Origin of the sequence: Mesorhizobium sp. M0571 (genome assembly GCF_040320985.1) — a bacterium.
Lineage (GTDB): Bacteria > Pseudomonadota > Alphaproteobacteria > Rhizobiales > Rhizobiaceae > Mesorhizobium.
Map to the genome: position 1 here is coordinate 205271 of NZ_JAMYQT010000009.1, position 8471 is coordinate 213741.

Annotated in this window: 3 protein-coding genes; all 3 read left to right on the forward strand. The window is 60.6% G+C overall.

The genetic code is table 11. The features are described from left to right. Positions 1 to 40 precede the first annotated feature (40 nt). Positions 41 to 1693, forward strand: coding sequence for a fatty acid--CoA ligase (locus NKI85_RS13905; protein ID WP_352527386.1), 1653 nt, complete (start codon positions 41 to 43; stop codon positions 1691 to 1693). Positions 1694 to 2376: 683 nt separating this feature from the next. After that, on the forward strand, positions 2377 to 5892 hold the full coding sequence (locus NKI85_RS13910) for a PAS domain-containing sensor histidine kinase (RefSeq protein ID WP_352776824.1): 3516 nt from the start codon (positions 2377 to 2379) through the stop codon (positions 5890 to 5892). Between the two features lie 101 nt (positions 5893 to 5993). Then, positions 5994 to 8471, forward strand: a 2478-nt coding sequence (locus tag NKI85_RS13915) for an ATP-binding protein (protein WP_352776828.1), incomplete at its 3' end; no start/stop codon positions are given.

An 8471-nucleotide genomic window follows, 5' to 3' on the forward strand; every position in this document is an offset into this window, starting at 1 on the left:
CATCGAGCGCTGACGCGTGACATATCCCGAGGACGCCGCCATGGTCGGAAGACTTATAGAAGTCACCAAGTCCGCCTATCAGTATCCGCTGCTCATCAAGCAGCTGTGGCATACCCCCCTGCTGCAGGCGCCCGATCAGGAGATCGTCTATCGTGACCTGAGACGCTTCACCTACCGCCAGTTGCGCGAGCGCATCGGGCGGCTCGCATACAGCCTCGACAGGCTTGGTGTCCGCGCCGGCGACACGGTCGGTGTGCTCGACTGGGACAGCAACCGGTTCCTGGAGGCCTACTTTGCCGTTCCAATGATGGGAGCTATCTTGCAGACGGTGAACGTCCGCCTGCCGCCGGAACAAATCGCCTATACGATCAAACACGCGGGCCCGTCGGTGCTTCTCGTCAACGACGACTTCGTTCCGGTTCTCGAAGGTATCAAACAGCAACTGCCCAAGGTGAAGACGCTGATCCTGATGTCGGATCGCGCGGCGCCCCAGACCGGCGGGCTTTCGTTTGCCGGCGAATATGAGGACCTGCTGCTTGGCGCTTCGCCCGACTACAGCTTTCCGGACTTCGACGAGAACACCCTTGCCACCACCTTTTATACGAGCGGGACAACGGGTTCGCCGAAGGGCGTCTACTTCAGCCATCGCCAACTGGTTCTGCATTCACTCGCCGAAATGGCTTTCCTGGGTAGCGCCGCAAAACAAGGCCGGCTTTGCCGCGACGACATCTACATGCCGATCACCCCGATGTTCCACGTGCACGCCTGGGGGTTTCCGTGGACCGCGACGCTTTCCGGCGTCAAGCAGGTCTATCCGGGACGCTACGATCCCGCTTTTCTCCTCAAGCTGATCAAAACCGAAGGCGTAACCTTCACGCATGGCGTGCCGACGATCCTGCAGATGCTGCTCGGCGCGGCCACGGCGGCAAACACCGATCTCGCCGGCTTGAAGATGGTGGTCGGAGGTTCCGAACTGCCGAAGGGGCTTGCCAAACAGGCGCTTGCGCTGGGCGTCGACGTCTATGCCGGCTACGGCATGTCGGAGAGTGCACCACTGCTTTGCCTGGCACAGGTGAAATCAGCGGACCTGACTGGCCATTCGGAGAAAGAGATCGATATCCGAACCAAGGCCGGCATGCCCGCGCCACTGGTCGATATCCGTTTGGTCGGCACGGACCGCAGCGAATTGCCTCATGACGGAAAAACTGCTGGCGAAATCGTCGTGCGTGCGCCGTGGCTCACGCAAGGATATGTCGACAACGCCGAAGCGTCCGAGCAGTTGTGGGATGGCGGCTATCTGCACACAGGCGACATCGGCGTCATCGAGCCAAGCGGGTACGTTCGGATCATCGACCGGATCAAGGACGTGATAAAGACCGGCGGTGAATGGGTGTCATCGCTGCAGCTCGAAGATCTCATTTCGCAGTGCAAGGGTGTGTCGGAAGCTGCTGTCATCGGCGTCAAGGACGGTAAATGGGGAGAGCGACCGCTGGCGCTCGTCATCAGGGACGCCCACACAGGCGACGATCTCAACGACATGCAAATAAAGGCGCACCTGAAAGCCTTCATCGATGGCGGTGTGATTTCGAAATTCGGAATCCCGGACAAGATCGTGTTTGTCGATGCGCTCCCCAGGACAAGCGTCGGGAAATTCGACAAAAAGAAGCTCAGAGAGAAATACGGCGAACGCTAGTTCATTTACAACAGCGCCAGGATGCCGCAGGGCAGCGCGGCGCCGCAGCTTCGGCAATCCGTTTTTCTCTCCACAGGCGAGGGCGACTCGCCCTCCTCTTTTGCGATGGAGTGCGCAGAAACAACCAAATCGCAGCACATCCATGCAAGCGACCGGTATCCTTCCCGGCTAAGCTTATCGCTAATATCCCGACAGCGGATTGGTCGTCTTTCAGACCGTGCTTCGCAAAGGACGTGGGAAATCTGAAGGGTTTGTGTCCCGCTGTCTCCTCTGGGGCCGCCGCATTGATACCACGTCATTTCGCCGGTGACATTTCTGTCGGTCGGGTTCTCGAGTGACCCGGAACTGTCGGCAGATTGTGACGCGAGGTATTTTTCGCAGCTCCCAGCGGGCAAGCCAGCAGTGAATGAACTGGTTCGCTGCATTTCGGACAAGCCCCTCATGTCACAAACATATGGATAGGCGGAGCCGAACTCGCCTTCCCGAGGCATTCGCATAATTTTGCAGATACCAGCTTTGCAGAGCGTCCGTCTCGGAGGATGAGGCGGAAAGCTTCGCCCGAGAGGATATGGTCTGTCCCTGGCGCAGGGGGTAAGATGCCCGCGCCACCTTTGCCGGGTCGTCAGCGATCCTCTGCGACATGGCGTCTCCGACAAAGGCAGGTCCAGATCTGGAGGCCGGCCATGGAGCGACGTGTGTCAAAGGACGGTAACGGAGGCGAGGAGGCACTTTTCAGCGGCGAGCAAGAGCTTCGCTTATTGGTGGAAACGATCCCGACGTTGGTGTGGCGGGCTGAGCCCGAGGGTAATATCGAATACGTCAACAAGCGTGTGCTTGACTATTTTGGCGCGCCGCTTGGCGAAATCACTGGCTGGGGATGGGCGGAAAGAATCCATCCGGAGGACGTCGCCTTCAAGGTGAGCAGCTGGCTCGAAAATCTCGAAACGGAAAGTCCTCACGATGTCGTCTGCAGATTTCGCGGAGCCGACGGCCAATATCGCTGGTTCAATGTACGCGGAGCACCTCTGAAGGCCAGCGATGGGCGTGTGCTGCGCTGGTACGGCGTCCTGGTCGACATCGATGAAGCAAAGAAGGCAGAAGACCGGCTACGTCGCAGCGAAGCCCATCTGGCCGAAGCGCAGAGCCTGAGCCGCACCGGTTCCACGATCTATAGCGAGACCACGCTTCTCTATTGGTCGGAAGAGACTTACCGCATCTATGGGTTTGATCCGGCATTGGGCATTCCGAGCTTTGAAGCCGTGTTGGAACGGGTCCACCTCGACGACCGGGACCGGGTGCTCGCTGCGGCTGAGCGTGCGTACACCGAGAAAAGAGGCTATTCGATCGCGTACAGAATCATACTGCCCGATGGAACGGTCAAACACCTGGAATCAATCGGCCGTCCTGTGTTTTCTTCGAACGGAAGGATTGTCGAGTTTTTCTGCACAAACATGGATGTGACGGAACGCAAGCGGGCCGAAGAGGCCCTGCGGGAAAGCGAACACAAGCTCCGTCAGATCTTCGAAACGGTACCAAGCCTGCTGTGGTCAGCGGATCCCGCCGGCGAACCGACCCAGCTCAATCAGCGCCTGTTGGATTACAGCGGCATGCGACTTGAGGACTTCAGGCATGGCGGTTGGGAGACCTTCCTGCACCCCGACGATTTCCCAGAAACCGCAAAGGCTTTCCAGCACGCAATTCAGACCGGAACGTCGTACGAGGCTGTGAACCGTCTGCGTCGAGCGGACGGCGAGTTTCGTTGGCACCACACGCGTGGTGAGCCTCTGCGCGACCAGCAGGGGCGCATTGTCCAGTGGTACGGCGTGTCTGTCGACATCGATGAAGCCAAGAAGGCCGAAGACCGGCTGCGCCGCAGCGAAGCCCATCTGGCCGAAGCACAGAGGCTCAGTCACAGCGGTGCGACGGCCGCCAACAAATCGAAGGTCCTCTATTTTTCGGAGGAGGCTTACCGCATCTGGGGGTTTGATCCGACGCTGGGTATTCCGAGCTTTGAAATGATGGCCGAACGGCTTCACCCAGACGACCGGGATCGGGTACTTGCAGGGGTTCAGCTCGCATTCACAGAGAAAAGAGGCTACTCGCACGAGTACCGAATCCTACTGCCCGATGGCACGGTCAAACACATCGAATCAATCGGGGAACCTGTGTTGTCCGCAAGCGGGGAGCTTTTCGAGCTCGTCGCCACGCAGATCGATGTCACGGAGCGCAAGCGGGCTGAAAAGGCTCTTCGGGAAAGCGAATACAAGCTCCGTCAAATCTTCGAAACAGTACCAGGTCTCCTCTGGTCATTGGACCCCGCCGGCGAACCGACCCAACTCAATCAGCGGCTGTTGGACTATAGCGGCATGCGATTTGAGGAGTTCAAGCAGCGTGGTTGGGAGGCCTTCGTGCACCCTGACGACCTTCCAGAAACTGCAAGCGCTTTCCAACACGCAATTCAGACCGGAACTTCATACCAGGCTGTGAACCGTCTGCGTCGGGCGGACGGCGAGTTTCGTTGGCACCATGCTCGTGGTGAGCCCCTGCGCAATCGACAGGGACGCATCATCCAATGGTATGGCCTGTCTGTCGACATTGATGGAGCCAAGAAGGCTGAAGAGCGGCTACGCCGCAGCGAAGCCTATCTGGCGGAAGCACAGAGGCTGAGTCACAGCGGTGTGTCGGCCTTCAACGAGACGAAGATTCTCTATGGGTCGGAGGAGACTTACCGCATCTGGGGGTTTGATCCGGCGCAGGGGGTTCCGAGCCGCGAAGCCGTGTTCCAACGAATCCACCCAAGCGACCGCGACCGGCTGAACGCAGAGGTTCAGCGCGCGGTGGGCGAGAAGAGAGGCTACTCGATCGGGTACAGAATCGTACTGCCCGATGGAACGGTCAAACACCTCGAAGTAATCGGCCAAACTGTGTTCTCCGCGAGCGGGGAACTTGTCGAGATTGTCACCACACAGATCGACGTGACAGAACGCAAGCGCGCCTCGGAAGCATTGCAGGAGAGCCAAGCGAAATTCCGTGACTACGCCGAAAGTGCCTCCGATTGGTTTTGGGAAATCGGCCCGGACTACAAGTTCACGCTGCTGACCGAGAATGCATTTGGTTCAGACTCGGCTGATCGAATTGGCACGGCGTGCTGGGATGGCGCTCTCGATCTCGAAACGGAGCCGGAGAAATGGCGGCTTCTCCAGACAACTCTCGATTCCCGTAAATCATTCCGTGACTTCGTATATCACTCCGCTCGCCGCCACGGCTCGTCCATCCATGTGAAGGCAACTGGCAAGCCAGTGTTTGACGCCGAGGGAAAATTCCGTGGCTATCGCGGCACCGGCACCGACGTGACAGCACTCATGCGCGCGCAGGAGGAGCATGAGAGGCTGCGCCAGCTGGAGTCGGATCTTGCACACATGAACCGCCTGAGCGTAATGGGAGAACTGACCGCCTCGCTGGCTCACGAAATCACGCAACCGATTGCGGCGGCGCGCAACAACGCCCGTGCGGCCATGCACTTTCTGGACAGAAATCCACCGGATCTGGGCGAAATCCGAGAAGCGCTCGCCAGCATCGTCGACGATGCCGACCGAGCCGGAGACATCATCGACCGTATCCGTGATCACATCAAGAAAGCGCCTCCTCGAAAGTCTCGTCTCGACCTGAACGAGGCGATCGACGAAGTGATTGGGTTGGCGCAAAGCGCGATCACCACGAATGGAGTCTCGGTCCGAACCCGCCTAGCGGAGGGGCTGTATCCCGTCGAGGGGGATCGTGTTCAACTGCAGCAAGTCGTGCTGAACCTGATCCTGAACGCGGTCGAAGCCATGAGTACGCTCCAGGCCGAGCCACGGGAGATGTCGATCAGCACCGAGCAAACGCAGACCGGTGGCGTTCTCGTGTCTGTGCGCGATTCAGGTCCGGGCATTGATCCGGATAATCTCGATCGAGTTTTCGAGGCTTTCTACACCACGAAGTCAAATGGCGTCGGGATGGGACTGTCGATCTCCCAGTCGATCATCGAAGCCCACGGGGGCCGGCTGTGGGCAGACATGAATGCATCGGGTGGGGCCGCACTTCGGTTCTTCTTGCCCGGCGCGGGCAAGGCACTCACGAATTCTCGTCGCTCGGCCGCCCAGACTGGAGAGCCTCACGAAGACGCCGTGATGGCGACATCAAAGAGGCCCGCGACGTGACGACTCCGTCCGGACATGCACCTGAGACCGTTTGGGAGGACGGGGAGTTCGTCCTGTCCCGTGGCCTGTGGGATGGCGAATCCTTGCCGCTCCTCGCAGCCATGCCCTCATCGGCGCAGCCCTCGCCAGAAACCCTTGCGCGGCTGCAGCACGCCTATGCGCTGAGGGATGAGCTCGACCCTGTCTGGGCGGCCCGACCCTTGAGGCTGGAGCTTCACCAGGGGCGGCTTACGCTCTTCAGCGAGGACCCCGGCGGCGAGCATCTGTTGCGGCTCCTAGAGCGGCCCTGGGAGATTACAGCGTTTCTACGCCTCGCCATCGGCGCGGCTACAGCGCTTGGTCAGCTTCACCAGCACGGCCTCATCCATAAAGACGTCAAGCCGGCGAATATGCTGGTGAATCCCGTCACCGGCCAGGTATGGCTCATGGGCTTTGGCATCGCCTCGCGTCTGCCACGCGAGCGCCAGGCCCCCGCGCCGCCGGAGGTGATCGCCGGCACACTCGCCTACATGGCGCCCGAGCAGACCGGCCGGATGAACCGCTCGATCGACGCTCGCAGCGATCTCTATTCGCTCGGCGTCACGTTTTACGAGATGCTCACCGGGACATTGCCGTTCACAGCCTCCGATCCCATGGAATGGATCCACTGCCACATTGCCCGCCAACCGCCACCGCCCGACGAGCGGGTCGCGGGCATCCCGGGGCCGGTCTCGGTGATGGTGATGAAGCTTCTCGCCAAGACGGCCGAAGACCGCTACCAGACCGCCGCGGGGCTCTCGGTCGATCTGCGCAAGTGCCAGGCGGAATGGCAGTCGCATCGTCGCATAGAGCCGTTTCCGCTCGGCATTTGCGACGTGTCGGACCGACTGATGACGCCGGAGACGCTTTACGGCCGGGAGCATGAGCTCGGGACGCTGCTTGGCGCCTTCGACCGGGTCGTGGCGAATGGCGCAACAGAGCTCGTGCTCGTGTCCGGGTACGCCGGCATCGGCAAGTCTTCGGTGGTGAACGAACTCCAGAAGGCGCTCGTCCCGCCGCGGGGCCTGTTTGCGTCGGGCAAGTTCGACCAGTACAAACGAGACATTCCGTATGCCACCCTGGCGCAAGCCTTCCGGAGCCTCGTGCGGCCCGTTCTGGGCGAGAGCGAAGCTGAGCTTGGCCGTTGGCGAGACTCCCTGAGCGAGGCGCTCGGCCCCAACGGCCAGCTCATCGTCAATCTCGTTCCCGAATTGGAGCTCGTGATCGGGAAACAACCGCCGGTCGCGGACTTGCCTCCACAGGATGCAGAGAACCGCTTCCAGATGGTTTTCCGGCGCTTCCTCAGCCTGTTCGCGCGGGCGGAGCACCCACTGGCGCTGTTCCTCGATGATTTGCAATGGCTGGATGCCGCGACGCTCGACCTCCTCCAGCATCTGGTCACCCATACGGAAGTACGGCATCTGCTGCTGGTGGGGGCTTACAGGGACAACGAAGTCGGCCCGGCGCATCCGCTCATACGAACGCTCGGCGGGATACGCGAGGCGGGAGCAAGAGTCGAGGAGATCGTGCTGACCCCTCTTGGACTGGACGATATTGGGCGACTCGTCACCGACGCTTTGCATTGCGAGCCGGAGCGCGCGCGGCCCCTGGCGCAACTGGTGCACAAGAAAACCAGCGGCAATCCGTTCTTCGCGATCCAGTTCCTTACGGCGCTGAACGAAGACGGGCTTCTCGTTTTCGATCCCGTCGCTCCAGCCTGGCGATGGGACATCGATCGCATCCGCGCCAGGAGTTACACCGACAACGTCGCAGATCTGCTCATCGAAAAGATGAGGCGGCTCTCCGTCCCCGCCCAGGAAGCGATGAAACAGCTCGCCTGCGTTGGTAATGTCGCCGACGTCGCCACTCTGACTCTGGTTTACGAGGAAACGGAGGAGGCGATGCACGCAGCGCTCTGGGAGGCCGTCTGCGCCGGGCTCATCCTCCGATCGGGCAGCACCTACACATTTCTCCACGACCGTATCCAGGAGGCTGCTTATGCGCTCATCGCCGAAGGCGAGCGTGCTATGGCGCATCTTCGGATTGGCCGATTGCTCGCGGCGCAGACCACGTCGGAAGAGCTGGAAGACAGCATCTTCGACATCGTCAACCAGTTCGACCGCGGCGCGGCGCTGATTACCGCGCCGGAGGAGCGCGAGCAGGTCGCCGAGCTCAACCTCATGGCGGGCAAACGTGCCAAGGCGGCAACCGCCTATGCCTCAGCGCTGCAGTATTTTGCCGCCGGCCGCGCTCTGGTGGCGGAGGACGAATGGGAACGGTGCTACCGGCTCACGTTCGACCTCGAACTCAACTGGGCTGAGTGCGAGTATCTATCCGGGGAGTTGGCCTCAGCGGAAGAACGTCTCTCGGTGGTGTCAACGCGCGCACGGACAACTGTTGACTCTGCTGCCGTCACCTGTGTGCGTATCAACCTCTACACGAACTTGGACCAGAGCGGCAGCGCCGTGGCCGTCGGCCTGGACTATCTCCAGCGGGTTGACGCCCAGTGGTCGCGGCACGCGACGGCGGAAGACGTCCGCCAGTCCTATGACCGATTGTGG